Source organism: Solwaraspora sp. WMMD791 (assembly GCF_029581195.1).
GTDB lineage: Bacteria > Actinomycetota > Actinomycetes > Mycobacteriales > Micromonosporaceae > Micromonospora_E.
Genome location: NZ_CP120737.1, coordinates 6455517 through 6481419, shown reverse-complemented (window position 1 = coordinate 6481419; position 25903 = coordinate 6455517). Strand labels below are relative to the sequence as shown.

At 74.6% G+C, this 25903-nt stretch carries 20 protein-coding genes; 2 read left to right on the top strand and 18 right to left on the bottom strand.

All coding sequences use genetic code 11. The annotated features are described in order from the left end of the window. Positions 1 to 63: 63 nt before the first annotated feature. The 13 genes from O7623_RS29245 to O7623_RS29185 all read right to left on the bottom strand — a co-directional run bounded on the left by O7623_RS29245 (position 64) and on the right by O7623_RS29185 (position 18206). Positions 64 to 1824, bottom strand: a complete 1761-nt coding sequence (locus O7623_RS29245) for a thiopeptide-type bacteriocin biosynthesis protein (protein WP_282226151.1) — start codon at positions 1822 to 1824, stop codon at positions 64 to 66. Then, positions 1821 to 3086, bottom strand: a complete 1266-nt coding sequence (locus O7623_RS29240; RefSeq protein WP_282226150.1) for a hypothetical protein — start codon at positions 3084 to 3086, stop codon at positions 1821 to 1823. Before O7623_RS29240 ends, O7623_RS29245 begins: the two co-directional genes overlap by 4 nt. A 7-nt stretch (positions 3087 to 3093) precedes the next feature. Further along, complete coding sequence (locus O7623_RS29235) at positions 3094 to 5022, bottom strand: TOMM precursor leader peptide-binding protein (RefSeq protein ID WP_282226149.1); 1929 nt, start codon at positions 5020 to 5022, stop codon at positions 3094 to 3096. 3 nt (positions 5023 to 5025) lie between these two features. Then, positions 5026 to 6981, bottom strand: a complete 1956-nt coding sequence (locus tag O7623_RS29230) for a hypothetical protein (protein WP_282226148.1) — start codon at positions 6979 to 6981, stop codon at positions 5026 to 5028. Beyond that, positions 6981 to 8147: a lantibiotic dehydratase C-terminal domain-containing protein gene (locus O7623_RS29225; RefSeq protein ID WP_282226147.1), complete on the bottom strand. Its 1167-nt coding sequence runs from the start codon at positions 8145 to 8147 to the stop codon at positions 6981 to 6983. The genes O7623_RS29230 and O7623_RS29225 overlap by 1 nt, the downstream gene beginning before the upstream one ends. Continuing rightward, positions 8140 to 10869 carry a lantibiotic dehydratase gene (locus tag O7623_RS29220; protein WP_282226146.1) on the bottom strand — a complete coding sequence of 910 codons (2730 nt, stop codon included), beginning with the start codon at positions 10867 to 10869 and terminating at the stop codon, positions 8140 to 8142. The genes O7623_RS29225 and O7623_RS29220 overlap by 8 nt, the downstream gene beginning before the upstream one ends. Then, on the bottom strand, positions 10866 to 11621 hold the full coding sequence (locus tag O7623_RS29215) for an ABC transporter permease (RefSeq protein ID WP_282226145.1): 756 nt from the start codon (positions 11619 to 11621) through the stop codon (positions 10866 to 10868). The genes O7623_RS29220 and O7623_RS29215 overlap by 4 nt, the downstream gene beginning before the upstream one ends. A 1-nt stretch (position 11622) precedes the next feature. After that, positions 11623 to 12552 carry an ABC transporter ATP-binding protein gene (locus O7623_RS29210; RefSeq protein WP_282226144.1) on the bottom strand — a complete coding sequence of 310 codons (930 nt, stop codon included), beginning with the start codon at positions 12550 to 12552 and terminating at the stop codon, positions 11623 to 11625. A 137-nt stretch (positions 12553 to 12689) separates the two neighbouring features. Continuing rightward, positions 12690 to 12878: a thiazolylpeptide-type bacteriocin gene (locus O7623_RS29205; protein ID WP_282226143.1), complete on the bottom strand. Its 189-nt coding sequence runs from the start codon at positions 12876 to 12878 to the stop codon at positions 12690 to 12692. A gap of 83 nt (positions 12879 to 12961) precedes the next feature. Beyond that, on the bottom strand, positions 12962 to 13150 hold the full coding sequence (locus O7623_RS29200; protein WP_282226142.1) for a thiazolylpeptide-type bacteriocin: 189 nt from the start codon (positions 13148 to 13150) through the stop codon (positions 12962 to 12964). Between the two features lie 194 nt (positions 13151 to 13344). Continuing rightward, positions 13345 to 14244 (bottom strand): 3-methyladenine DNA glycosylase, encoded by a 900-nt coding sequence (locus O7623_RS29195; protein ID WP_282226141.1) that lies wholly within the window; start codon positions 14242 to 14244, stop codon positions 13345 to 13347. 36 nt (positions 14245 to 14280) lie between these two features. Further along, entirely contained in the window at positions 14281 to 14790 is a 510-nt protein-coding gene (locus O7623_RS29190; protein WP_282226140.1) for a hypothetical protein, read from the bottom strand. Further along, positions 14787 to 18206 carry a diguanylate cyclase gene (locus O7623_RS29185; protein WP_282226139.1) on the bottom strand — a complete coding sequence of 1140 codons (3420 nt, stop codon included), beginning with the start codon at positions 18204 to 18206 and terminating at the stop codon, positions 14787 to 14789. Before O7623_RS29185 ends, O7623_RS29190 begins: the two co-directional genes overlap by 4 nt. Positions 18207 to 18551: 345 nt before the next feature. On the opposite strand from O7623_RS29185, the gene O7623_RS29180 reads away from it, so the two are divergent. Then, positions 18552 to 20072, top strand: a complete 1521-nt coding sequence (locus O7623_RS29180; protein ID WP_282226138.1) for a S8 family serine peptidase — start codon at positions 18552 to 18554, stop codon at positions 20070 to 20072. A 17-nt stretch (positions 20073 to 20089) separates the two neighbouring features. Here the strand turns inward: O7623_RS29180 and arfB are convergent, their stop codons facing one another. The 5 genes from arfB to O7623_RS29155 all read right to left on the bottom strand — a co-directional run bounded on the left by arfB (position 20090) and on the right by O7623_RS29155 (position 24643). Then, complete coding sequence (arfB, locus tag O7623_RS29175) at positions 20090 to 20518, bottom strand: alternative ribosome rescue aminoacyl-tRNA hydrolase ArfB (RefSeq protein ID WP_282226137.1); 429 nt, start codon at positions 20516 to 20518, stop codon at positions 20090 to 20092. An 82-nt stretch (positions 20519 to 20600) separates the two neighbouring features. Further along, a complete protein-coding gene (locus tag O7623_RS29170) occupies positions 20601 to 21503 on the bottom strand; it encodes a trypsin-like peptidase domain-containing protein (RefSeq protein WP_282226136.1) in 903 nt (300 codons plus the stop codon). 49 nt (positions 21504 to 21552) lie between these two features. Next, positions 21553 to 22515, bottom strand: coding sequence for a VWA domain-containing protein (locus O7623_RS29165; protein WP_282226135.1), 963 nt, complete (start codon positions 22513 to 22515; stop codon positions 21553 to 21555). Then, positions 22512 to 23525, bottom strand: a complete 1014-nt coding sequence (locus tag O7623_RS29160) for a DUF58 domain-containing protein (protein WP_282229637.1) — start codon at positions 23523 to 23525, stop codon at positions 22512 to 22514. Before O7623_RS29160 ends, O7623_RS29165 begins: the two co-directional genes overlap by 4 nt. Positions 23526 to 23599: 74 nt before the next feature. Next, on the bottom strand, positions 23600 to 24643 hold the full coding sequence (locus O7623_RS29155; RefSeq protein ID WP_282226134.1) for a MoxR family ATPase: 1044 nt from the start codon (positions 24641 to 24643) through the stop codon (positions 23600 to 23602). A 289-nt stretch (positions 24644 to 24932) separates the two neighbouring features. Between O7623_RS29155 and O7623_RS29150 the strand changes: the two genes are divergently transcribed. Continuing rightward, positions 24933 to 25862 carry an endonuclease/exonuclease/phosphatase family protein gene (locus O7623_RS29150; protein ID WP_348775180.1) on the top strand — a complete coding sequence of 310 codons (930 nt, stop codon included), beginning with the start codon at positions 24933 to 24935 and terminating at the stop codon, positions 25860 to 25862. The last annotated feature ends 41 nt before the right edge of the window (positions 25863 to 25903 follow it).

Genomic DNA, 25903 nt, shown 5'->3' with positions numbered 1-25903 from the left:
CTCCATCGCCATCGCCCCACCGGTCGGAGGCTCCGTCGCCAGCGCTCCGTCGCGCGGTGGCGGTCACGCCGCACCCGCCGGGAAGCGCCCCACCGGCAGCAGGTAGACCAGCACGTCGTCGATGCCGTCCAGGCCGAGCAGCTCGTGGGCGACGTCGTCGTAGAAGCCGCCGATCATGCCGAGCGCCAACCCGGACGCCGCCGCCACCATCGCCAGGGTCTGCGCCAGGTGGCCGGCCTCGGCCACGGCGAACCGCAGCGCCCGCATGCCGTACCGGTCCCGCAGCTCGCCGACCTGCACGTAGAGCCCGAGCAGGGCCGGCACCTCGGCCAGGTCGATCCCACCGACGTCGAGGGCGTCGGCGCCGAACCACATCGACGACGCCGTCAGCTCCGGCACCGTCGGTGCCGGTCCGAGCCGCCACAGCTGCCGGTCGGTGTCGTCGACGTGGTAGACGCCGGCGCCGATGCCGGCGACGTCGCGGGCGATCAGTCGCATCCGGGCCACGTACGTGCCGCCGGCGCTCGGGTACGGGCGGTGGGCGTAGTCGTAGCGGTCCCCGCTGGGCAGCGGCACCTGCGTCCGGTGGGTGACCCCGTGCGCGCTCCACACCAGAGCCCCCAGGTCGGCGGCGTCGACCGGGCCGGTCAGCCGCCCCCGACCGGAGACCCGCCGGCGCAGCACGTCTGCGAGTGCGGCACGCGGCGGGTCCCCGGCGGGCAGAGGAACCGGCCGACCGCCGAACCGGAACGGGGTCCCGCTCCGTTCCGTGGCGGACTCACGCGGCCTCTGCGTCTGCAACAGCCCCGGCAGGAACTTGCTGGCCTCCTGATAGCGGCGGTCGGCCGCCGCCGCGCCGTCGGCGAAGAAGTCCACCGGCCCGGCCGGGGCCAACGCCGTACCGGCCACCAGCCAGCACACCGAGCGCTCCTCGTCGGGCAGGATGCCCAGCCGGTTGAACAACATGTGCAGCTGGGAGCCCCACACCCAGCGCCACCGCTGGTCGGCCGGTCCGTCGGCGGCCGCCCCTTCCAGCTCCCGGCGCGCCGACCGGACCACCTGTGCCCAGTACGCCGCCGGCGACCGGTCCGGTTCGCCGCCCACCAGGGCGACGGTGCGGTCCCAGCGGCGGCGCAACGCCCGGCCCTGGCTGGCGAGCACCCGGGCGGCCTGGCCCTGGACGGCGGCGGCCGGCAGCATCGCCACCTCGTTCTGCCACCGCCAACCGGCGGCGTGACCGCGCAGCCAGCGGGCCGCGCCCAGCTCGTCGAGGCCCAGCGCGGCGGCGGTGGCGGTGGCCAGTTCGGCCGCGACCGACAGCCGGGCCGGGCCGGGCGGCACCGCGCCGACGATCCGGGCGGTCACCTGGCTGGACCGGCAGAAGACGTCCTCGGCGACCGGCACCGCCGGTGGGCCGCCGTACCGGGCGGTCTCCGGCTGGTAGGCGATCTCGCGGACCTCGCCGTGGGCGTGCCAGCCGGCGGCGGACCGGGCGGCGTCGCCGCCGAGCCGCTGGTAGTAGCTGTCCCCGTCGAGCGCGAACACCTCGTACGGTGCCTGCGCGACCAGCGCCGACAGCTGCTCGCGCAGCTGCTCGCCGACGCCTGGCAACGGATCCCGGATCCGGATCCGCAGATGCGGACCGCCCTCCCAGTAGCGGATGTAGAACCAGTCGGCGATTCCACCGTCGGCGCGCAACCGGTCCAGCAGCGGCGCCACCGTCGCCGACAGGAAGGTGTCCAGGTCGGCCGGTGACCAGTAGACGAAACAGTGCAGTCCCACCCAGGTACGGCGGACGGTGGCGGTCATGGTCGCAGCGGTCACAGCGGCACCTCCGGGTCGCTCAGGTCGTAGGCGAAGTCACGCACCCGCGACCGGCCGATCAACAACAGGTAGATCAGGTCGTGCCCGGCGGGCAGCGCGGCGGCGGCCTCGGCGGCGGCCTCACGGACCGCGCGGACCGGGCGGCAGAACAGCCCCGCCTCGGCCGCTGCGGTGCCGACGTGCTGGGCCAGGGCGCCGACGGTGTGCAGCAGCCGCCGGTAGCCGGCCGGGCCGTCGGCCCGGACCACCGCGCCGACGTCCGCGCTGACCAGCCAGGCCAGCGGCATGCCGGCGACGTCGACCTCGGTACGCGGATAGGTGTACGCCTGCTGCACCTGCCCGATCGCGTCACCCGCCCGGGTCGGCGCCACCGGTGGCGGCGCCACCGGTGGCGATGCCGCCGATGTGGCTGCTCCGGCTGCGGACGCCTCCGGCGTGCCCGCCGGAGGCGGCAGGTCGTACCAGCCGGCCGGTCGGTCGGTGACGTTGCCGACGGCGACGGTGTGCCGCAGGCCCGGCCAGGCGGCCGGGGACCCGGTCGGCGGCCGGTACGCGGCGGCGACCAGCCGGTCGAACACCGCCGCCGGCAGCGGTCTCGGGTCCGCGCCGAGCCCGCGTGGGCTCAGCCCGGAGCTGCGTACCGCCCGGAGCCGGGGCCGCGGCCCGGCGGCGGCGCTCGTCGGCCCGAGCTCGACGGTCAGCTGCCGGCCCTGCGTCCGTACGGTGACCTGCAGCCCGTGCCCGGCGGCCGCCTCGACCAGTGCCCCGGCGACGTGCCCGGCCTCCAGCGCGGCCAACGCGTCGGCGAGCCGGCCGTAGCCGGCCGGTAGCCGGCCGGGGCGTTCCAGCAGCACCAACCCGGTCGGCACCGCCAGCGACGTCGGCCCAGCCGACCCGGCCGGCACCGCCGACGGCACCGAACTGGGCCGCACCGGGTGCAGCCACCCCCGGACCGGGTCGACCAGCCAGTCGGCGGCACCGCACCGCACCGCCACGTCGACCAGGTACGCCGCCCGTGGCGACGGGTACGCACGATGCTCGTTGAACCCGTTCCACGGCTCGTAGCGGCGCGGCGCCAACGCGGCGGTCAGCACCTTGACCAGTCGGTCGCCGACCTCGCCGGCGGCGGCCAGCGCGGTCAGCGCGACGCCGCCGGGCGCGGCCGGGGCGCGGTACGGCGGTGCCGGGCCGGGCCGGACGTCCTTGCCGGGTCCGTGCGCGTAGACGTCGGCGAGCACTTCGACGAGCTGACGGGACGACATGGCGACCTCACGGGAACGGGTGCGGGTACAGGGGCAGATCGGCGTAGCGCAGCGGTGCCGGCAGCCGGCCCAGCTCGGCCGGGACCCGCAACAGCCGGTCCAGACCACGGGTGCGGTGGTGTACGTGGCCGAACGTCATCGGCAACGTGCCGGGGACGATCACCTTCGCCGAGTGCAGCCCCAGCCGGTCGCGGGTCGACGGATCGGTCTGGTCGACCACGATCGTCTCCAGGCCGCGCGCGGCCCAGCGGTCGACGGTCTCGCCGAGCAGCGCCGCCAGGTCGGTGACCGGGGCCGGGCGGCCCGGCCACACGTCCCGCCAGTGGGCCGGCTGCTCACCGGTGAGCAGGAACTCGTACCGCTGCCGGGCCTGCGGCAAGGTGTTCACCGCGACGTGTTCCTCCAGGCCGGTGACCAGCCGGGAATCGTCGAACATCGCCTGTAGCCGGCCAGGGTCGAGGTGGCCGGGCTTGTTGCGGGCCACCTCGGGCAGGCTGAACACGTCGACCACCGCCTCGGCCGCCGCCGACCGCAGCGCCGCCCGGGGGTCCGGGTGGGCACCGGCGGCGAAGAACGCCTGCGGCGCGCCGCTGGTCGGGTCACGGTGCAGCACCAGGGCCAGCACCGTCGGCACCTCGAGATCGTTGGTGGCGTCGAAGAACAGCAGGTCGTAGCCGATCGTGTCGAGCCGGTCCACCAGGTGCGGCAGCACCGGGTCGTCGTCGGGGACGGCGACCGGGCGCAGCGGGGTCCGCGCGTACCAGGCCATCAGGAACGCGTCGCGTTCGGCGACCTCGTACATGCCGTACAGGGCCGCCTCGACGGCGCTGTTGCCCAGGCCGCAGCCGTTGGAGCTTTCGTAGAGGAACCGGGCTCCGGCGCCGCGGTGCAGGCCCCAGTAGGCGACGTGCTCCGGCACCAGCACCGGTCGGCGGCGACCCAGCGACCAGCCGTACACCCAGCGGGTCCGGGTCTGCGGGGTGTAGGGCACCATCCGGAACGCCGGGTGGTCGTGGTGCGCCGGGTCGTGCAACCCGAGCCGGACCGGGTCGACCGCCCGGTCCGGGCCGAGGTCGGCGAAGGCCGCTTCGACGGCGGTACGCCGCCGGTACGGCCGCATCCCGGTGGCCCGTTCGACGGCTTCGAACAGGGCGACCCGCTCGGATTCGGCGAAGCTGCGGGCCCGGCCGTAGCCGGCTTCCCGGACCGGGGTGTCGCTGGCGAGTTCGCTGGTGCTCAACGCCATCGGTGACCGCTCGGTGCGGATCATGTGGGCGACGGGCCCGTGCCGCCAGTCGAACAGTTCGGCGCGCAACGCTTCCCGGGTGGTGCGCGGGTTGTCGCCGCGCAGCGAGTAGGGGTCACCGGTCGGGGTGGCGGTGAGGGCCACTTCGGCGCCGTCCGGGGTGTCCAGCGGCACCGGCCGGCAGACCCGGCAGCCCTGCCGGCGGGGCCGGACCCGGTGGCTGCTGACGGTGGCGTGGTCGGTGCGGATCGCCACCACGGTCGCGTCGAACCGGTCCGGCTCGGTCAGCGCGTCGGCGACGGTGCCGGCCACCACCGGCAGCAGGCTCGGTGGGACGGTGCCGCCCAGCCGCAGCCCCGGGTTGCGGCGGGGCACCCCCGGCCCGAACACCCGCAGCCGGGCCGCCTCGGCGCAGGCCAGGCAGACGCTCGCCGTCGGGCGCAGCACCGGACCGACCAGCACCAGGCCGCCGTCGAGGCGGACCGGTACGACGGTCGCGGCGTGCCGCCAGGCCTGGTCGCTGAGCCGCGCGGCCAGCGCGGGGGTCCAGTCGTCGAGCAGGACGACCATGGTCGCACCGGCCTCGATGTCGCAGGCCGTGGCCGCGTCGCGCACGGGTGCCGGGTGACCGGCGAGGCGCAGGGCCTCCGCCAGCGCGGTGACCGGGGTGGCAACGGTACGGGTCGACATGGTTCAGGCTCCTCGGCTCGGGGTGGCGGTGGGGCCCGCGGTGGTGTCGTCGGACACGGCGGCGGTCCACCGGAAGCTCCGCGCCACGAAACCGGTGACGGCCAGCGCGTGGACGACCGTGTGGGTGTCCTCGTCGGCGGGATCGGTGTCGGCGGTGTCCGGCACCACCGGCCGCCCCGTCAGGGTGGCGCCGCCGGTGGTCAGCGCTGCCCGCAGCGCCTGCTGCAGCCGTTCCTCGTGGTCGATCACCCCGGCCGGCCAGTACCAGGTGTCGTCGGTCCACGGTGCCAGCTGCGGGTCGCCGGGCAGCCAGGTCGGTGCCGCGCCGGCCAGGCTCACCGGGCCGGTCGGCACCTCGACGCCGGCGGCCCGGGCCTGAGCGACCCCGGTCGCGGCGAGCGCCGCCAGCGCCACCGCGTCGGCGGCGTCGGCCTCCACCGCCCAGGCCAGCGGCCCGTCGTCGGTGACGATCTCGGCGTGCACCGCGCCGGCGGGCAGTCGGTGGGCCACCACCCGCGCCGGTACGCCGAACCGCCGGGTCAGCGCCTTCCACCAGCGTCGGGCGGCCGGTGCGGTGGCCCACTCGGCCTCGGCCACCTCGACGGCGTCGAGGTGGTGGCCGACGGCGTGGACCAGCCGGCGCAACGCGACCCCGGTGGCGTGCCGCGTGTCCACGCCGACCGCGGCCGCCGTCACCGACCGCGTCGCCGTCAGAGCCGGCGTCGGCGTCAGAGCCGGCGTCGGCGTCAGAGCCGGCGTCGGCGGCGTCGCCTGGTCGACGGCGGGTGGTGCCCCGGTGAGGCCCAGGTGGGTCTCGACGTAGCGCAGGGTGGCGTCGATGCGGGCGGCGTCGGCGGTGGCGGCGACACCGAGCGCCGGGCCGGCCAGCGCCAGCATCGCCGGCAGCTGCGGCAGGTCGCCGGGCAGGGCCGCCGGTACCGGGCCGAGCACCGGGTCGCCCAGCGCCGCCAGGCGCAGGCCGACCGCGTCGATGTCGGCCGGGGCGCCGGGCAGCGGGGCACGGGCCGCCGGCAACCACGGGTGGTACGTGGCCCGGACCGGGTCGAGCCGGGCGACCAGCGCGGCCGGGTAGTGCGGGCCGGGTGCGGCGGGTTCCCCACCGGGCAGGGTGGCGGCCTCCTCGGCCGGGTCCGGCAGCCCGGCGACGGCGCAGACGATCCGGTGCGCGGCGGCGGCACCGACCAGCGCGGCCAGCGCCGGAGCCACCCGGCCGGCGGCGGCCGGCCGATCAACGGCGGCCGGCTCGGCGGTGGCCGGCCCGCCGTCGGTGTCGCGGGTCAGCCGGGTGGCGATCGCCGCGCTGTGCGCGCTCACCTCGCCCGGCGCGGCGACCGGGGTCACGTACCCGGTCTCGGCCAGGCAGCGGGCCGCGACCGCCGCGTCGCCGGCGAGCACGACGGTGTCCGGGCCGGTGCCGCCGGGCGCGTCGACGGTCAGGCCGGTGCCGGTCAACGTCCGGGTCGCGGCCGCCGCCACCGGGCCGGTGCCGGCCACGGTGACCGTGGTCGACCGCAGCCGGTCCCAGGCCGCCGCCGGGTCGGCGGCCACCGACTCCAGCCAGCGGGCCAGGTCGGCCGGCGGCAGCCCGGGTTCGTCCCGGTCGCCCCAGCCGGCCGGCACCTCGACCAGCATGTCGTGTTCGCGCAGCTGCTCCAGCAGCAGCCGGACGGCCCGGTCCACCTCAGGTCGGCCGACCGGTCGGGCCAGCCGCTGCGGTGACAGCCCGCCGGCCAGCTGCCGGGCGAGCAGCTGCCACACCGTCCACACCCCGGTGCCACCGCTGACGGTGAAGCTCGACGACCAGCCCCGTACGTGCACCCCGGTGCCGGTCGGAGTGGCGAACACCACCGGTCGCAGTCGCACGACGGTCCCCGCTGTCGGCTGCGGGTCGTCGGCTGCCCCGACCTCCGCGGCCGTGGTCAATGGCTGCGGGCTCATCACGCCACCTCCTGTGCCGTCGCGGCCAACCTGGTCAGGTAACCGGTGATCCGTTCCTGCCAGGTGATTCCGGTGATCCGTTCGGCCGCCCGGCTGAGCAGGTAGGCGGCCAGGTAGCGCTCGGTCGGCTGCACGTCCAGCAGACCCAGCAGCAGGTAGAGCACGTTGGTGGCGAAGCGGTAGGTGACGAACTCCCGCTCGTACGGGACCCGGTCGAAGTCGACCTGCCGCAGCAGCTGGTGGTACTCGCTGTACTCGGTGCGCTCCGAGTGCCAGCGGCGTACCGTGTCCGGGTCGCCGATCTGCTCGGCCCGCTCCAGGTAGCGCTCCCCTGGCACCCGAGGCAGTTCACCCCGGGCGTACGCGGCCCCGCTCACCTCGGCGGCCCGCACCGTCCACTGTTCCCACTCCCGTTCCGCCGGGTCCAGCCCCGACCCCGGCGCGTCCGTCGGGGTCGCCAGCCGGGCGACCAGGGCGGTCACCGGGTCGGCGGACCGCTGCCACTGCCGGTCGAACGCGGCCCGTACCCGACCGTCCGGGTCGTGGTGGACGAGGAACTCCTCCAGATGCGACAGGAACGACTGGTGGCCGCTGCCGAGCCCGAGCGGGTAGCGGCCGGCGTGCAGCGCCATCGCGGTCACGCAGGTCCGTACCCGGGCGGCGGCGCTGTCACCGGCGGTGGCCAACCGGTCGGCGGCGGCAGCGACCGCCGGCACCCCCAGGCGCAGCAGCTCGGCCCGGCACTCGACCGCCTCGGCGGAGCCGAACAGGGTCGCCAACGCGCGGTCGTCGACCGGTTCGACGCGGACGGTGTTGTCCGGGTGGATCGGCGCGTACGGCGGCGGCACCAGCTCGATCCGGCCGGCCTGTTCGGCCTGGGCGAGCAGCTCGGCGACGCTGATCTGCTCGGTGCTGGGCTGCTCGGCGAGGTGGCGGCGCAGCCGGCCGGCGACCGCGGTCGCGACCACGGCCAGCTCCGCCGCGCCGGCCGGGTCGGTGGCGGCCAGCCGGATCCGCAGGTGCGGTCCGTGCCGCCAGTGCCGTTCCAGGTGTACGGCGAACCCCTGCCCGGCGGCCCAGCGGGCGGCCGGCAGCACCGCCGCGCGCAGCAGCGGCAGCTTGGTCGGCGAATGGTAGTAGGTGACGATGTCGAGGGCGTCAGTCATGGCCGCCCCACCCCTTCCGGTAGGTCTCGGCGACCAGCTCGACGACCCGCCCCTGCGGGTTGCCGACGCCGGGCACCGGCAGGGCCTCCTCGAACCGCACCGGCCCGTCGTGACGGGCCAGCAGCCGGGGCAGGTTCCGCAGGTGCAGCGCGTTGTCGAGGTCGACGTACTGCGGTTTGGGCAGCGACAGGTAGCGCTGGTAGTCGTCCGGGCCGCCGCGCACGTCCACCCCGGCGGCGGCGACGAACACCTCGGCGGGCAGGCCGAGGCGGGCCCGCCAGGTGCCGACCGCGTCGAACGGCACGTCGCCGTCGGCCTCCAGGTCGTCCCGTAGCCGCTGCGCGGCCTCGGTCGGCAGCGTCCAGGAACGCCGGCTGAGCACCAGGTCGCGGTAGCGCAGCCGGGTCCGGTGCCGGGCACCGGCCACCTCGCCGGTCGGGGCGAGCAGGCCCGGTCCGACCAGGCCGCTGCTGAGGTCGAAATGCAGCGGTACGGTCCGGTCCGGCATCACGAACGGGACGAGGAACCCGAGGTAGAGCACGTCCAGGTCGGCGCCGGTGTCGTCGCGGACCAGCCGTACCTGGTCGGTCACCGGGTCGTGGCGCAGCCCGACCCGGTCGGCGAGCAGGTCGGCCCAGCGGCCGTCCTCGCCCACCTCGTGGTCGACCAGCAGCGGATGCAGGTTGGCGTTGAACCCGGTGACCGGGCGGAACTGTGCCACCTGGGCGCGCGGGCCGAGGGTCGCCCGGATCTGCGCCGCCACCTGCGCCTTCGCCTGTGGCGCCAGCAGGTCGAGGAACCGGCTGGTGAACCGGCCCCAACCGGCGTACACGTGGTTGAGCACCAGCAGGTCGGCCCGCGCGGTGCGGGCCGGCTGGACGAAGTAGGCGTACGAGGCGGGGCGGGCGGTGACCCAGGCGGGCAGGGCCGCCGCCGCGTCCCGGACGATCCCGTCCGGCAGGGTGAACTCGGCCGCGTCGGCCGGTGCCGCCGCCCGCAGCCGGGCCAGCAGCCCGGCCCGTGCCTCGGCCAGTTCCCGCAGTTGCGGGGTGACCAGGTCGGCGAACTCCGCCGCCGGGCTGATCACCCCGGAGGGGGTGACCAGGTTGTACGCCCGCCACACCTGGCTCATCTCGGTGGAGAAGTCGGCGGCGCGCGGGCACCGCCCGCCGACGCCGTACCGGGCGACGAAGCGGTCCCGGACCAGCCGACGCAGCGGCAGGTACTGGTCGAACAGCTCGACCAGCCCGGCCAGCGCGGGCAGCGCGTCGGCGGCGGCCCGGCCGTGGGCCCGGCCCAGCCGCAGCGGTGTGCGCACCGCCACGTCCTCGGCCAGCACCGGTGCGTCGAACCAGGACAGTCCGACCGCCTCGTAGGCGCTGCGCCAGGCGTCGCGCAGCGACGCCAGCGCGGCGGCCCGCTCGCCGGCCGTGACGGTGCCGAACCGTTCGGTCCGCGCGTCGATGTCGGCGAGCAGCGCGGCCAGGTCGGGCCGGCCGTGCCGGCCGAGCCAGTCGGCGATGTGCCGCAGCGCCTGCGGGTCCTGCGGGTCGACAGGTTCGACGGCCAGCAGCAGCCCGGCGTCGAGGACCTGTCCGACGTAGCGGGTCGCGGCGGCGGCGGTACGCTGCGGGCCGCCGGGCAGTCGCCGGGCCAGCTCGGCGACCAGGTCACCCGGGGTGACCCCGGCCGGGCCGGCGGCCCGGGTCCGGTCGATCAGCAGCCGCAGCGGTCCGGTGCAGGCCAGCGAGACCTCTTCCTCCAGCACCGAGATGATCCGGTCGACGCCCTGCACCGGGCGGTCCCGGCGGAACGTCAGCTGGTCACCCGTGATGGTGATCGCGGCGGCGAGCCGGTGCGGCACGGTGTCGCGCAGGGCCGGTTCGGCCAGCACCGCGGCGAGCAGGCGGGCCAGCAGGGTCCGGTTGGCCTGGGCCACGGCCACCGGCGGGTCGGCGACCGCCGCCGGGTCGACCGGTACGGCCGCATCGGCCGACGCCGTCGGTGCCACCGTCGGTGCCGACGTCGGGTCCGTCGTCGGTGTCGGCGGCGCCGTCGGCGGGTCGACCCAGTTGCCCCAGCCCACGTAGGTGAACCAGGACAGTGGACTGGTCTTGGCGGTGGCCCGCAACGCGTACCGCAGCGCGTTCGGTTCCGACTTGCGGGCCCGGCTGTCCGGGTGGGCACCGGCGGCGGCCGCCCGGTCGATGCCGCGCAGCAGGTCGGCGCCGGTGAGGGTGACCGCCCGGCGCAGCGGTTCGGCGGCGCAGACCTCGGCCAGCGCGGCGCGTTCGGCGCCGAGCGCGTCGGTGGCCAGCTCGGCCAGCTCCGCCCGCACCTGCGCGGCCTGGCGCATCATCGCCAGCCAGGCTGTCAGGTCCGGCACCCGGTCCAGCAGGTCGCCGAGGGCGGCGAGCCGTTCCGGCCGGGGCAACCGCCCGTTGTGCACGTCGCGGCGCAGCGGCAGCACCGCCCTACGGTGGAACTCGGCCGGGTGGGCGTCGGCGCTGGCGTACAGCGCGTCGGCCAGCGGCGGGGCCAGCTCGGTGATCCGCGCCCGCAGGTCGACCAGCTGCCGCAGGGCGGCCCGGAAGCGCCGGGTGGCGGCCGGGGTCGCCGGATACGGCAGGGCGGCCAGCCGGACCAGCGCGTACGGTGCCAGCGTGGTGTCGATCGCCGGCCGCCGGTCGGCGGTGGCCGGGACGACGGCGATCCCGGTCATCCGTACCGCACCCCCTCGTCGCGCCGGAACGCGGCGCGGGCGAGCAGGGCGAACAGCGCCGTCCAGCCCAGCAGCAGGAAGGCGATCCAGCTCGGTCCGATCAGGTGGTCGGCCCGGTCGATCAGCGCCAGCACGAAGTACTGGTACTGGTAGGTGGGCACGTACGGCACCACGGCGTGCAGCGCCGACGGCAGGTAGTCGATCGGCACGAACAGGCCGCCGAAGAAGGCCAGCAGCATGAACAGCAGGTTCGCCAGCATCATCGCCGGCTGCGGGGCGAGGCGGTAGCCGATCGCCATGCCGAGCAGGCCGAACGGGATGGCGCCGACGACGACCGCGCCGAGCCAGACCGGCCAGGCCACCAGGGGCAGCCGCAGGTCGGTGGTGACGGCGGCGACGATCAGCAGCGGAATCCAGCTGATCACGTTGAAGCCGAGGACGTAGACCAGCCGGCCGACGAACCGGGTCAGCGGTGACAGCGGCAGCAGCCGGAGCCGCTGCTCCCACGGGTTCTCCCGGTCGGCGGCGACGCCTGCGGCCAGCGAGGCGACGGTGACGTTGAGGGTGGTGTAGAGCAGGAACGGGGTGATGGCGTACTCACTGCCCAGGCCGAGACCGGCGTAGCGGTTGGCGTTGACCAGGCCGAAGAGCAGGAAGAACACCAGCGGGAAGCCCAACGCCGGGGCCCAGTAGGCGGGCATCCGCAGCGTGTCGAGGGCGTGCGCCCGGGCGTGCAGCAGGACGTAGCGCATGTCAGGCCACCTTTTCGGCAACGCGGATCGCGGGCCGGGCCACGGCGCCCGGGTCGGTCGTCCGGCTGATCGTGCGGATCGCCTCCTCCAGGCCGACCCGCTCGACCCGGATTCCGGTGAACGGCACGTCCGCGCGGACCAGGGCCCGGACGGTGGCGTCCGGGTCGGCGGTGTAGATGTGGGTACGGTTGCCGACGGTGGTCACCCGGTCGGCGGGGCCGGAGACGGCGATCGGCGGCAGCGGGCCGGCAACCTCGACGTCGACCAGGTGCAGCCCGACCTCGGCGACGACGTCGTCGACCGCACCGGTCCGGGCGATCTGCCCTCCGGCGACGACCACGACCCGCGTGGCGAGGTGTTCGGCCTCGGCCATGTCGTGGGTGGTGAGCAGCACCGCGCTGCCCTGGGCGGCGACGGCGGCGATCGCCGACCACAGTCCGTCGCGGCTGTCGGCGTCGAGGCCGGTGGTCGGTTCGTCGAGGAAGAGCAGGTCGGGACGGCCGACGAGGGCGGTCGCCAGGGCGACCCGGCGGCGCTGACCGCCGGAGAGGGTGCCGCACCGCTTGCTCAGGAACGGGCCGAGTCCGAGCTGGTCTACCAGCTCCGCGCGGGGCACCGGGTGCGGGTAGTGGGCGGCTACGAGGGCGAGGGTCTCGGCGACGGTGAGTCGCCAGGGCAGGGCGGTCCGCTGCGGGGTCAGCCCCAGTCGGGCCTTGACCGGTACGTCGGCGGGGCTCGCGCCGAGCACTTCGACCCGGCCCGAGGTGGGGCGGCGCAGGCCGGCCAGGATTTCGATCATTGTCGACTTGCCGGCACCGTTGGGGCCGAGCACGGCGGTGACCCCGGCCGGCACCACGACGGAGACGGCGTCGAGTGCGACCACGGCGCCGTACGTCTTGGTGACGGTGTCGAGACGGGCGAAGACTTCCACGAGCACTCCTTCGGATACGACGCGCGGAGGGGGCGCGGTGCGCCCCCTCCGCGTGACTGGCGTGACTCGCCCGGACCCGGGCTACCGGCAATCCCTGACACTGCCGGTGGTGCCCCGGTGGTGGGCGGGTGGCTGGGTCAGTTCGCCTGCAGTTCGGCGTCGGCGCACGACGAGCAGCAGGAGCTGGCGCCGCAGCAGGAGCTGGAGCTGCAGCTCGACGAGCCGGAGGAGGCGCCGGTCTCCGGCAGGGCGGCCGAGTCGCGGATCGAGCTGACGGACAGTTCGTCGAGCTCGAGGTCTTCGACGTCGATGATGTCGTCGGACATGTGATTCACCTTTCGGTTGGGGTTCGCCCCGCAGGGTCGCGGGGTCGTCGGGCGGGCGGCGTCGACGGGTGACGCCGCGCCGGTCAGGTGACGTAGCAGCAGGAGCAGGAGGCCCGGCCGCCGTCGCCGGCCGAGGACGCTCCGGTCTCGGGCAGTGCCACCGAGTCCCGCATCGCGGTGACGGTCAGTGGCCCGAGGTCCAGTCCGTCCACGTCGATGTCCAGGTCGTAGTCCTGGGTGGAATCCCAGGTCGTCGACAGTTCCGCCAACATCGCGCACCTCCTTGTCGGCCCGGGAAGCCGTTCGCTGGGCCGCTCCTTGACTTCCACCTGACGTTCTAGCTTCTTGCTGTGCTTGAGATTAGTTGAACGTCTAGGTTCGGTCAACCATTGGATCTGACTGAATCAGGGCAGGCGTCAGCGAGCAGACACGATTGACGAAGAAAATTGGTGGAGAGCCGGAATTGTCAGCTCTGCTGAGTCGGGGTAACAACCTCGACGAATCGGGCGATCCGCTCCACCAGTCGCTGGCGCAGCACCGCCGCCCGCGCGGCGAACTCCCGCTGCGCGGTGACGTACGCGGTGCGACCCTGCGCCGTCTCGATGCGCACCGGCGGGTACCCCAGCTCCCGCAGGTCGTACGGACTGGCCCGCATGTCCAGGTCGCGGATGTCGCGGGCCAGCTCGAAGCAGTCCACCACCAGCTCACCATCGACCAACGGGCTCAGTTGGAAGGCGTACTTGTACAGATCCATGTTGGCGTGCAGACAGCCGGGCTGCTCGAAGTCGGCCTGGGTGGACCGCTGCGGGGCCAGCAGGTTCAACGGCCGGGCCGCCGGGGTGAAGAACCGGTACGCGTCGAAGTGGCTGCACCGGATCCGCTGGCTGTCGACGAACGCGGCGATGTCGGCCGGGCTCATCCGCAGCGGCCACCGATGGTGACGCACCTCGGCGGCCGGCTGCCGGTAGACCATCGCCCACTCGTGCAGCCCGAAACACCCGAAGTGCCCCGGTCGACCCGCGGTACGCACCAGCAGATCCCGTACCCGGGCGACCAGCTCGCCTCGACGGGCCAGCAGCCCGGCGGTGTCCACCGTGACCGCCGTACCGCCGGTCAGCGGCACCGCCCGGTAGTCACGCCCCCACTGCGCCGGATCGGCCCCGGCGAGCAGCACACCCGCGCCGGGGTGCCACCGACGCAGCTGCGCCGGCCGGTACGCGTAGTACGTGAACAGGAAGTCGGCGACCGGATGCGCCTCGCCCCGGCGGCGGCGCTCCAGATGCCCGCCCACCAGCTGGTCGACGCGCGCGGCGTGCGCGTCGCGCCGACGGGTCCAGCTGACCCGGTCGAGCACCGTGTCGGTCACCCGACCAGGGTACGGCCCGGTCAGTCGACGACCCGGTCAGGCAGCCTCGTCGCCGTCGTCGACAGCGCCGTCGTCGTCGGCGCCGGGACCGACCCGCAGCAGCGCCTCGCGCCGGCACAGCACCGTCACCCGGTACGACACCCCCAGGTTCGACCAGATCTCGCCCCGCAGGTGCAGACAGATCCCGACCCCCGGATCGCCCTGCGGGTGCTCGAAGAAGTCCACCGTCGGCTCGGCCAGCGCACCCACCAGTCCCTGGCTCTGCCGGGCGGTCGCCGCGACCTGCAGCAGCCCGGCGCTCACCTGGAACTCCACGTCGTCGAGGGCGTCGACGTCGTACCAGTGGGTGTCCGGCAGGAACAGCTGCGCGTCCACCGTCCGACGGGTGTAGTCGGGGCCGGTCAGGCCGCTGTCGGGTGCCGGGCGGTCGCCGAGCCACGCGGTCCCGGCGTAGTCGGTCCGCAGCCGCAGCGACTCGGTGTGCAGCTCGGTGACGAGGGTGTCGAGACGGGGCTGGGCGGCGAGATGGACGGCGGCTTCGATCACCCTCGGGACCCTAGCACCGACGCCAGATCCCGTGGTTCGTCCGGGGCGCAGTCCAGGGCCTGGTCCACGATCAGGTCCAGCGGCGTGGTCAGACCGGCGTCCCAGGCGGCGGCGAAGACCGACTCGCCGCAGCCGGTACGGGCGGCGGCGAGGGTGGCGTCCCGCCGGGCCTGCACCGCGACCGGCGCGACGAGACCGTGCCGGCGACGCAGCGAGTCGACCGCCGCGAGGATCCGCACCGCCAACGCGGCGTCGTCGTCGACGATCACGTCGGCGACCGTCTCCAACGAGGTGGACAGATCGGCCCGGTCACCGAGCTCGAACCGGCGTTCCAGGGCCGCGACGAACAACCGCAGGGCGCCTGGCCGGTCGGCGACGGCGAGCCGGCACATCCCCAACTGGTGCAGCGCGACCGCCTCACCGAACAGGTCACCCAGCTCGCCGGCGAGGTCCAGCGCCTCACCGGCCACCTCGGCCGCGCCGGCCGGATCCGGACGGGCCAACAGGATCTCCGCCCGACAGGTCAGGCCGAGCAGGACCCCCCGGCTGTTGCCGGCCTCCCGCTCCAACGCCAGGCACTGGTTGATGTGCCAGTCGGCGTCGGCGACGTCGCCGATCCGCAGGCAGACCTTGGCGAGGTTGCCCAACGCTATCGCCATGCCCGACTTCGCTCCCAGCTCCCGCCAGACCTCCAGCCCGTAGCGGAAGTGGTCGCCCGCCTCGGCGTACCGGCCGGCGAGCATCGCCGCCACGCCGAGGATGTTGCGGGCCTGCGCGGTGCCCTCCGCGTCGCCAGCCTGCTCAGTCAGGGCGAGGCAGTCGGTGCCGAGCCGGGTCGCGGTCGCCGTGTCGTCCTGGGTGGCGGCGAGCACCGCCGCCGGGTAGAGCAGCTGCCGTCGGTGCGTCGGCGCCAACCCTGCCGGTGCCGAGAGCACCCGGTCCAGCCACTGGCGACCGTCGCGGATCTGACTGCCGTTGCGCCAGTAGCGCCACAGCCCGAGGCAGAGCCGGGTGGCGGTGGCCAGGTCACCGACGTCGAGCGCCACCCCGAGCGCTGCCCGCAGGTTCGGGTAGTCGCGGTCCAGCTCCTCGGCCCAGTGCCGCTGCTGGGCGCCGGCCATCCCGGCCCCGGCCCGGTCGGCCAGCTCGGCACAGTACGCCAGGTGCCGGGACAGCTGCCCGGCCCGTTGCCGGTCGCTGGCCAACTGCCGCGCCCGGGCCTGGATGGTGTTGAGCATGGTGTACCGGCGGGTGCCGCCGCTACCGGGGACCGCCACCAGCAGACTCTTGCGTACCAGTGCCGCCAGCTCGGTGGCGACCACCTCGGGGGTCGCCACGGCACCGACCACGGCGGCGATCGCGGGCACGCTGGCGGCGCAGGCGAAGACGGCGGTCGCGACGAAGACCTCCTGCTGCACCGGGCTCAGCAGCCGGTAGCTCCAGTCCACCGTGCCGTGCAGCGTCTGCTGGCGGGCCGGCCGGTCCCGGGGGCCGGCGCCGAGCGCGTCCAGGTGCGGCCCGAGACACTCCAGCAGCGCGGCCGGACTCAGCTGGTCGGCCCGGGCCGCGGCCAGCTCGATCGCCAGCGGCAGCCCGTCCAACCGCTGACACAGCCCGACCACCGCCGGCAACGACCCGGCGGTCAGGGTGAAATCGGCGTCGGCGGCCCGGGCGAGCCGGTCGAACAGCGCGATCGCCGGATGTGCCGCCACCGCCTCGGCCACCGCGGCGGCCCCCTGTGGCAGGTCGGCCACCGGTGGCACCGGCAGCGGCGCCACCCGGTAGACCTGCTCGCCGTAGACACCCAGTGGCTCCCGGCTGGTGGCCAGCACCCGGACCCGTCCCGCCGCCACCAGCAGCTCCGCCAGCGCCGGGGCGGCGGTCAGCACCTGCTCCAGGTTGTCCAGCACCAGCAGCACCTCGGCGTCGGCCAGCTGGTCGATCAGCGTGTCCAGGGTCGACACGTCGGGCCGGGCCGGCACGTCCAGCGCGGCGGCGAGGGCGGTCAGCACCTCGTCGACGGTGCCGGTGGCGGCCAGCGCGACGAAGCAGACCCCGTCGTCGAACCGGGTCGCCACGTCGGCGGCCACCGACAGCGACAACCGGGTCTTGCCGATGCCGCCCGCCCCCACCAGGGTCACCAACCGGCCCTCGGCCAACAGGCCGGCTACCCGGGCGACGTCCCGGTCGCGACCCAGCAGCGGAGTCAACGGAGTGGGCAGCCGCACCCGGCGGTCCGGCCGGCCCAGCAGTTGCGGGCTCAGCGTCCAGCCTCCGGTGCCCGAGCCGACCAGTCCGCGACGGGCCCGGACCCGGTCCAGCTCCCGCGCGGCGGCGGCCGGCAGACCGCCGGTCTGCCGGGCGAACCAGGACACCAGGGTACGGCTGGGTTCCCCGCGCAGCATGGTCCGCAACCAGATCCGCAGCGTCGTCGGCGACCACGGCGCGAGCTCGATCTGGTCGACCTCGGGCAACCGGGCCACCGCCGAGTCGACGCCGGCCGACGGAGTCGGCCCGAGCGGGAGCGGGGTGGCCGGGGCACCGCCCGGGACCGACCCGGGGCTGCCACTCGCGGCCTCGGTGCTGCCCCACACCAGCCCGAGCACCGCCGGCAGCAGCCGGGGCCGCGACCAGATCCGCAGCAGCTGCGGCACCCGCCCGGCCGCCGCCAGATCGGCGACCAGCAGCACCTGGTCGGCGAGCACCGGCAACGGCAGCGGCGCGGGCTCGGTCGGCACCTCGACCACGACGAAGCCACGCAGGCCGGCCAGCCGGACGATCTCGGCGAGGAACCGGCTGTGCCCGGCGCCGCGTTGGCCGTACACCCGCAGCGCACCACGTCCGGTCACCTGCAGTCGGGTCAGGAACTCGTGGGTACGGCGCAGCGGTTCGTCGCGTTCCCACAGCCGGGACCCGGCCCGCTCGGTGATCTCCACGTCGTCGGCCACCGCGCTGTCGCGGCCCCGGCCCTTCGCCAGGTAGTTCCGCTGATCGGCCCGGTCCAGCAGGTGTTCCGGGGTGTCGCCGTCGTGCGGCGCGCTCGACACGCCGAGGCTGACCGTCAGGTGCAGTGGCGGGTCACCGGGGAACTCCGTGGCCCGGATCTGCTCGGTCAGCCGCAGCGCGAGCCGGACCGCCTCGGCACGGTCGGTCTCCGGCAGCACCACGACGAACTCGTCCCCGCCGTAGCGGAACAACGTGTCCTGTGGCCGGCACAGCGAGCGGACCCGGTCGGCCAACTGCCGTAGCACCCGGTCGCCCCGAAGGTGTCCGTAGACGTCGTTGACGGTCTTGAAGAAATCGACGTCGAACAGAAACAAGGCACAGGGCCGACCCGGTCGGTTCAGCTGCCGACGCAGGTACGGTTCCAGGGCTGCGCGCGGCCGGGCACCCGTGACCGGATCGGTCGCCGCCACGTCGTACCTCTCACCGTTTCCGTCGTCGGGTCAGCGGGCCGGTCACCGTCGCGGCGCATGTGTCGGCGTGGTTACCGGTCCTGTACCTGGGTGGCCAAGAGAATCGATGCTAACCGTCGACAACCGGGCGCGGAGTCAACCGGCCCGACGCACGTCCTGCACGATAGGAGGATGTTCGTCGACGGCCGGGCGGTTTCTGCTACGTAACACGTCCATCGTGGTGTTTCACAACGTCGCACCCGGACATCCCGTTGCCAGCCCAGGATCTGTTCAATCGTCAGGAGGATCGCGCCGGTGCGAACGAAGAGTGCGTTGTGGCGACCGAATCGCCGTCGAATCCGCGTGATGGCACTGTCGACTGTGCTGACGCTGTCGGCCATCGCGGTCGTCGGCACCGGGGCCGGACCGGCGCCGTCCTCAACGGGCGCCGGCGGCACCTCGCCGTCGACCCGCGTACCGGGGGGTGGGTTCGCCAGCCTGTGGAACGGCACCGCCGGGGTCACCCCGGGCACCTCGCTGGCCGACATCCGTACGATCGTCGGGGCTGACACCGCGACCACGGCGGCGCTGGACGGCACCGGCATCGGGATCGCGATGATCGACACCGGGGTGGTACCGGTCGCCGGTCTGCCGGCGACCCGGCTGGTCAACGGTCCGGACCTGTCGTTCGAGTCGCAGGCGACGAATCTGCGCTGGCACGACACGTACGGCCACGGCACCCACCTCGCCGGAGTCCTGATCGGCGACGACCCGACCACCGGTGCCCAGGGTCTGGCGCCGAAGGCGAAGTTGACCTCGGTCAAGGTCGGCACCGCGAACGGGGCCGTCGACGTGTCGCAGATCATCGCTGCCGTCGACTGGGTGGTCGCGCACCGCAACCACGACCCGACCCACCCGATCCGGGTGCTGAACCTCGCCTACGGCAGCGCCGGCAACCCGGCGTTCTGGACCGACCCGCTGCACTTCGCCGTCGAGAGGGCCTGGCAGGCCGGGATCGTGGTGGTGGCGGCCGCCGGCAACGACGGCAACGGATTCGGCCGGTTGGACAACCCGGCGAGCAATCCGTACGTCATCGCCGTCGGCGCCAGCCTCACCAAGGGCACGTTGAGCACCGCCGACGACGAACTCGCGCCGTTCACCAACCTCGCCAACGCCGGCAAGCAGGTCGACCTGCTCGCCCCGGGCCAGTCGGTGCTGTCCCTGCGCAACCCGGGGTCGAACGTGGACAACCTCTTCCCGGGAGCACGGGTCGGCACCACCCTGTTCCGGGGCACCGGCACCTCCCAGGCCGTGGCGGTGACCGCCGCGACCGTCGCGCTGCTGTTGCAGGCCAAGCCGTGGCTGACCCCGGACCAGGTCAAGCAGGTGTTGGTCGGCAGCACCACGTTCCTGCCCACCGGGGCCGGCGCCAACCTGGGGCTCGGCTCGGTCAACCTGCACGCCGCGCTCACTTACCAGCCGGTGTGGCAGCCGCAGCAGTGGACCCCTTCCAACGGCACCGGGCCGATCGACGCCTCCCGGGGCACCAGCCGAGTGGTCTGCAACGGGGTGGCGCTGCAGGGTGAGCAGAGCATCTTCGGCCCGTTCACCAGCTCGGCCTGGGCCGGGCAGGCGGCGGCCGGCACCGCCTGGAACGGTGGGGTGTGGATGGGTCACCGGATGGCCGCCGACGGCTGGACCGGCAGCTCGTGGGCGAGCCGGACGTGGGGCGGCGCGACCTGGACGTCGCCGTCCTGGGACGGCTCGCCGTCCTGGGCCGACCCGGGCTGGTCCAGCCACTTCTGGTCGACCGGGGCGTGGGCCCCGGGCGACTGGGGTTCGCACTTCTGGTCCACCGACCACTGGGCCAGCGCCTGCTGGTGCTGAACCGGCCGTACGGTCGGTCAGTCGAGGTCGCCGCGGCGCAGTCGTTTCGTCTGCGCCCGGCGCTTCTTGTCGGTGATCCGTCGCTCCTTCGCCGCCCGCGACGGCCGAGTCGGCCGACGCGGCGGCGCCGGTGGCGCGATCGCCTCCCGCAGCAGCGCGGCGAGCCGTTCCCGGGCGGCCGCCCGGTTGGCCAGCTGGGTCCGGTGCTCGCTGGCGGCGATCGTCAGCACCCCGCCGACCAGCCGGCCGGCCAACCGCTGCAGGGCCCGGTCCCGCAGCCACCCGGGCAACGCGGCCGAGGCGGCGACGTCGAACGACAACTCGACCCGCGAATCGGCCGTGTTGACTCCCTGACCGCCGGGCCCGGACGAACGGGAGAACCGCTCGGTGAGCTCCCCCGCCGGGATCACCACCGAGTCGTCGACCCGTACGTCGCCTACCGCCACGCCCGCGACACTACCGGCGCCGCGCCACGCTGCACACTCAGCAACCGCTGCACACTCGGCAACCGCGCCACGGTCCGCACTCTCAGCCGCCGCGCCGGATGATCGCGTCCGCGGTCTGCTCCGCCCGCTGGATCGGGATGGCGAAGCCGATGCCGATCGAGCCGGCGCCCTCCAGGGTGGCGATCGCGGTGTTCACCCCGATCACCTCCCCGTCTGCGTTGACCAGCGGGCCGCCCGAGTTGCCCGGGTTGATGGAGGCGTCGGTCTGTACGGCGGTCTGCCGGCCACCGTTGCCGAGCATCACCTCACGGTCGAGGGCGCTGACGATCCCGGCGGTCACCGTGCCGGACAGCCCCAGCGGCGAACCGACCGCCAGCACCGCCTCACCGACCTCGGTGGAGTTCGGCTCGGCGAGCGCCAACGGCCGCAACCCGGCCGACGGCGGGACCCGCAGCACCGCGATGTCGCTGCCCGGGTCCCGGCCGACGACCTCGGCGGGGATCCGACGGCCGTCCTGGGCGACGATGCTCACCTGGTGGCCGTTCAACGGTGTACCGGGTGCACTGTCACCGTCCAGGATGTGGTCGTTGGTGATGATGTGGTGCTGGTCGTCGATGGCGAACCCTGACCCGCCGGACACCATCGTTCCCCGGTTGACCTGCACCGACACCACACCCGGCAACGCCTGCGCCGCCGCCGCGACCAGGTCCGCCGGCAGCCCCACCGACGACGACGGCGACGGTGACGGCAGCGCCGTCAGCCGTGCCGGCCCACCGTCCCAGCCGGACACGACCGCACCGGCGAGCCCACCGGAGGCCGCCGAGACCGCCAGCACCGCGGCGGCGGCCAGCAGCCGGCGACGCCAGCCGCGCGGCGACTCCGGCGCGGGCGGGGCCACGGAGCCGTCCGGTCCCGCCCAGCGGCCGGCCTCCGGCGAGATGAACCAGGGCCCCCGGGGCTCGCCCAGTCCGGTGGGAACAGTCATTGCGTCCTCCTCACAGGGGTCGGTACGCCGGGTGTGTGGAACGCGGCCGTCACGGCAGCCGGGAGAACCACAGCATCGACGTCCCGGCCGCGGCCAGGGCAAGGATCAGGCCGAAGCCGATGAACCGGGCCGACACGTCGGTCGGCTCCAGCCGGTAGCCGACCGAGGTACCGATGTCGGCGTACACGTCGTTGAGCTGCTTGCTGCTGGCCGCCTCGTGGTACGCCCCGCCGGTCAGCTCGGCGACCGCCTTGAGGTTCTCGCCGTCCACCGGCACCCGCAGCGGCCGGCCGCCGCCATAGTCGATGTAGCCGGCGTCGGTACCGACCGAGATGGTGTCGATCGGGATGCCGGCCTCGACCGCCTCGGCGGCCGCCGACTCCGGCGACCGGCCCGAGGTGTTCGCGCCGTCGGACAGCAGCACGATGCGCGCGGGCGGGGTCTCCTGGGCCGCCTGGGCGTCCAGCGACCGGATCGCCTCCAGCGAAGTCTTGATCGCCTCACCGATCGCGGTGCCCTGCGCGCCGGTGATCCCTTCGGTCAACCGGTCGATGCCGGCACCGAGCGCCTCCCGGTCGGTCCCCGGACCGACCAGCACCGAGGCGTTGCCGGCGAAGGCCACCAGCCCGACGTTGAACTGGCGGGGCAACGAGTCGACGAACTCGTGGGCGGAGCGCTTCGCGGCGGTCAGCCGGTCCGGTCGTACGTCGTTGGCGAGCATCGAGGTGGAGACGTCCACCGCCACCATCACCGTGGCCCGTTCCCGGGGCACCCGGACCTCGTCCATCGGCCGGGCGAACCCGACCACCAGCAGTGCCAGCATCGCGAGGAACAGACCGGCCGGCAGGTGCCGCCGCCACGCCGGGCGGGCCGGGGCCACCCGGTCGAGCAGCCGCAGGTTGGTGAACCGGACCGCGTACCGGCTGGCCCGCCGCTGCCGCCACAGGTAGCCGCCGGCCAGGGCGGCCACCGCGACCAGGAACCACAGCCGCTCCGGGGACTGCCAACTCATCGCCACGTTCCTTCCCGTACGCCGGCCGCCGGGGCCGGGGCGCAGGCGGCCAACTGCCGTTGCCGGTGCACGTGGCGCACGATGTCCGCCACCCAGTCCCGGTCGGTCCGCAGCCGCAGGTGCGCCGCCTGGGCCCGGCGGATCGCCCGGGCCACCTGGTCGCGTTGTCCGGCGGCGGCCTCGGCGTACCGGCGCCGCAGGTCGGCGCTGGCGGTGCTGATCTCGCGCCGCCGCCCGGTCTCCGGGTCCTGCACGGTGATCACCCCGACGTCGGGCAGGTCGAGTTCCCGTGGATCGGTGATGTCGACGGCGAGGACCTGGTGCACGCTGGCCAGCCGGCGCAGCGCCGGTTCCCAGTCCGGCCGGCCGGCCGCATCGTCCGGCAGCCCGTCGAGGAAGTCGGAGACGACCACCGCCAGGCCGCGCCGGGTCGCGGCCCGACGGAGCCCGTCGATGCCGTCGGCCAGCGCCAAGGTGGCGGGTGTCGAGGTGGCCGTGGTACCGCCCGGCTGCGGGCGGGCCTCGCCCCGGGGGGCGGCGAGCAGTGCCCGCAGCAGACAGAGCAGGTGGTCACGCCCGGAGCCGGTCGGGAACCTTCGGATCCCGTCGACACCCAGCAGGTGCGCGCCGAGCGCGTTGCCGGTGCCGGCCGTCAGGAACCCGACGGCCGCGACGGCGGCGACGGCCAGCTCCCGCTTCTCCAGCTCGGCGGTGCCGAAGTCCATGCTGGGCGAGCCGTCGATCAGCACCCAGGTGGTCAGTTCCCGGTCGGCGTCGACCTCGCGCACGTGCGGCACCGTGGTCCGGGCGGTGACCGCCCAGTCCATCCGGCGGACCTCGTCCTCACCCGGCCGGTACTCCCGGCTGCCTGCCAGCTCGCTGCCGCCGCCGGGCAGCAGCCCGAGATGCTGCCCGTGCAGCAGGCCGTCCAGGCGGCGGGTCACGGTCAGTTCCAGTCGGCGCAGCGTCTGCGGCGGGGTCAGCTCCGGCAGCGTCGCCGCTCCGTCCACGCCACGACCGGCCACGCCACGACCGGCTACGCCGGTGTCCTCGGACGGCTGCCGGCCGGTCACGCCCCGGCCGGTCACGCCACCGCCGCCAGTCCGGGCCGCTGGTCGTGTGCCGGGGCGATCTGCGGCGGCGGCACCACCTGCACCAGCCGCCGCACGATCGACGCGGCGTCGACCCCGTCGGCGACCGCGTCGAAGGAGAGCACCAACCGGTGGGCGATCACGTCCACCGCGAGTTCCCGGACGTCCTCGGGCAGCACGTAGTCGCGGCCCCGCAGCAACGCCAGGCCGCGCGCGGCGGCGACCAGGCCGAGGGTGGCGCGCGGACTGGCGCCGTACGCCAGCAGCCCGGACAGCTCCGGCAGGCCGAACAGCTGCGGTCGACGGGTAGCGAGCACCAGTCGGACGATGTACTCGGCCAGGGCGTGGTGGACGAACACGTCCCGGGCCTGCTGCTGCATCGCGCTGAGCTGGCCGACGTCGAGCACCTGCCGTGACTGCGGCCGGTCGACCCCCATCCGGTAGAGGATGCCCAGCTCCTCCTCGTCGGTCGGGTAGTCGACGACCACCTTCATCAGGAACCGGTCGCGTTGTGCCTCGGGCAGCTGGTAGACGCCCTCGGACTCGATCGGATTCTGGGTGGCCAGCACCAGGAACGGATCCGGCACCGGGTAGCTGCGTCCGCCGATGGAGACCTGCCGCTCGGCCATCGCCTCCAGCAACGCCGACTGCACCTTCGCCGGGGCCCGGTTGATCTCGTCGGCGAGCACCAGGTTGGCCATCACCGGACCGAGTTCGACGTCGAACGACTCGGTCGACGCCCGGTAGATCCGGGTGCCGACGATGTCCGACGGCACCAGGTCCGGGGTGAACTGGATCCGGGAGAAGCTGCCGCCGACGGCGACGGCGAGCGTCTGCGCGGCCAGGGTCTTCGCGATCCCGGGTACGCCCTCCAGCAGGCAGTGGCCATTGGCGAGCAGCGCGGTGAGCAGCCGTTCGACCAACCGGTCCTGCCCGACGATGACCCGTTTGACCTCGAACAGTGTCTGTTCCAGGGCTCCGGCGGCAGAGTCGGCACCCGTTGCTGGTTGCGTGCTGAGCTGTGGCTCGGTCGTCATCGGCACCGTCCTCGACGCTGGTCACCAATCGCCGTCCGGCCCGCCCCAACGGATGCGGCGTGCCCGGCGTCCGCCGGGGGTTGCCCTGGATCGGCACGGTCTAACGCCGGGATGCGTCGCCGACCGGGTGATTGCCGGCGGCCCGCGCCGACCGGGGGACGCCGGCGCGTGACGCCGCGCGGGTGATTGCCGGCGCAGGGCGCGCACCGGATACCGTGCCGGCGTGCAGACACGAACCGACGACGCCCCGGCCGCAGCGCCGCGGGGTGCACCACGGCGACGCGGGTGGCTGGTGTGGGCGCTGGTGCTGCCGGCGGCGGGGTGGGCGGTGCTCCGGTTGGTCGGGTGGGAGGGCGGGCCACTGGTGCAACTGCTCGCCTTCACTCCGTACGTCGCCGGCTGGGCGGTGGTGCCGTTGGCCGTGGCGGCGCTGACCCGGCGCTGGTGGGCGGCGGCCGTGGCGGGGCTCGTCGTGGCGGCGTTGGCCGCCGCGGTGCTGCCCCGGGTGGTGCCCGACGGGGTCACGGCGCCTGCCGACGGCACCCCGGTCCGGGTCGCGACGGCGAACCTGTTGGCCGGTGCGGCGGACCTGTCGGTGCTGCTGGAGCTGCTGCGCCAGGAGCGGGTGGACGTGCTGGCGATGCAGGAGTTCACCCCGGCGGCCGAGGCCGAACTGGACCGGCTCGGCGTCACCGAACTGCTGCCGTACCGCCGCTCCGACGCCGAGATCGGCACGACCGGTTCGGCCGTGTACTCCCGCTGGCCGATCGTCGACACCGGGGTACGGCGCAACGAGGGTGGCTTCGCCCAGTCCTACGGCACGGTCCGCCCGCCGGCCGGCGGGCCGGTGCTGGTCGAGTCGGCGCATCCGATGGCACCGTTCGCGTTGCGGACCATCCCGTTGTGGCGGGCCGATCTGGCCGCGCAGCCGCAGCCGGATCCGCAGGGCCCACCGCGTGTGCTGGCCGGTGACTTCAACTCGACGCTGGACCACGCGGCGCTACGCCGGTTGATCGCCACCGGCTACGTCGACGCGGCCGCCGCCACCGGCAAGGGGCTGGTCGGCACCTGGCCGTACGACGGGGCGCCGATCCCGCCGGTGACCCTGGACCGGGTGCTGGTGGACCAGCGGATCGCGGTGGAGTCGGTGGCGGTGCACGGCCTGCCGGGCAGCGACCACCGGATGGTCGTCGCCGCACTGGTGCTGCCGGCGCCCTGACCGGCGGCCCGGCGGTACGGCCGCACAGCCCACGCCGTGCG